The sequence below is a fragment of the Aeromonas caviae genome (genome assembly GCF_000819785.1).
In the GTDB taxonomy this organism is placed as follows: domain Bacteria; phylum Pseudomonadota; class Gammaproteobacteria; order Enterobacterales; family Aeromonadaceae; genus Aeromonas; species Aeromonas caviae.
On sequence record NZ_CDBK01000072.1, the window covers coordinates 1 to 881 of the forward strand.

Sequence of the window (881 nt, forward strand, 5' to 3'; positions counted from 1 at the left end):
CCTTGATGAGCTTCACCAGCTTCTTGGCCACTTCCTTGTCGATCCCCTGCTTGAACTTCACGGTCAGGTGGAAACGCTTGCCGGAGTGGACGCTGTCACCCACGTCCATGGAACTGTTCTCGATCTGGCGCTTGAGCAGGGCGCCGCGCAGGATCTCGACCATCTGCTTGAGCTGGAAATCGGCGTCGGCTTCCAGCTTTACTTCTTCCTTGTTCAATTCGAAGCTGGCTTCCACACCACGAAAATCGAAACGGGTCGCCAGTTCACGGTTGGCGTTATCAACGGCGTTCAACACCTCGTTCATTTTGACTTCAGAGACAATATCGAATGACGGCATAGCCGGGCTCCTCATGCTGTACTTCAGGTTGTGCTGACAGGTGGGCAAATCTACCAGAAAACGGGCAAATTTGCTGATTTCGATGGGATTGCTCTGCTAGAATCCCCTGCGCACAGGAATGGTGAGACCCGTTAGAACCCGTTCAGGAGCAGTCGCGAGAGGTCCGACACTCGGTGAAGTGCAGCCCAGACACCCGCATGTTCATGCATACATGAGGCTCCCTGGCTGCGCATGAACCTTGAGCACGACCCGGCAACCAGCTCATGCACCGGTTCCAGGTATTCACCAAGCGACATCTTCCCTTATCCCGGGTTGGCGGTTGACAGGATGGCAGCCCTTCCCATGATCGAGCCTCTTCATGCCAAGCGGATTACGCGACAACAACCTGAAAACACGCCGTCACCCTGTCTCTCCCGAGTGGACCTTGCTGGGCTGCGGCGCCCTGGGCGGCGTCTTCGCCTCCCTGTTGACTCAAAGCGGCCAAGCAACCCGCCTCCTGCTGCGCGAGCGCCATCGTGCCACCTTGCACCCCGGCGTCGACTTT

At 57.4% G+C, this 881-nt stretch carries 2 protein-coding genes; one reads left to right on the forward strand and one right to left on the reverse strand.

What is annotated here, in order from left to right; translation table 11 throughout:
- Positions 1-337 (reverse strand): DUF520 family protein (locus BN1120_RS11780; protein ID WP_042016246.1); only part of this gene is annotated, 337 nt, incomplete at its 3' end.
- A gap of 358 nt (positions 338-695) precedes the next feature.
- On the opposite strand from BN1120_RS11780, the gene BN1120_RS20790 reads away from it, so the two are divergent.
- Positions 696-881: 2-dehydropantoate 2-reductase N-terminal domain-containing protein (locus tag BN1120_RS20790; protein WP_330217867.1), on the forward strand; the 186-nt coding region annotated here is incomplete at its 3' end.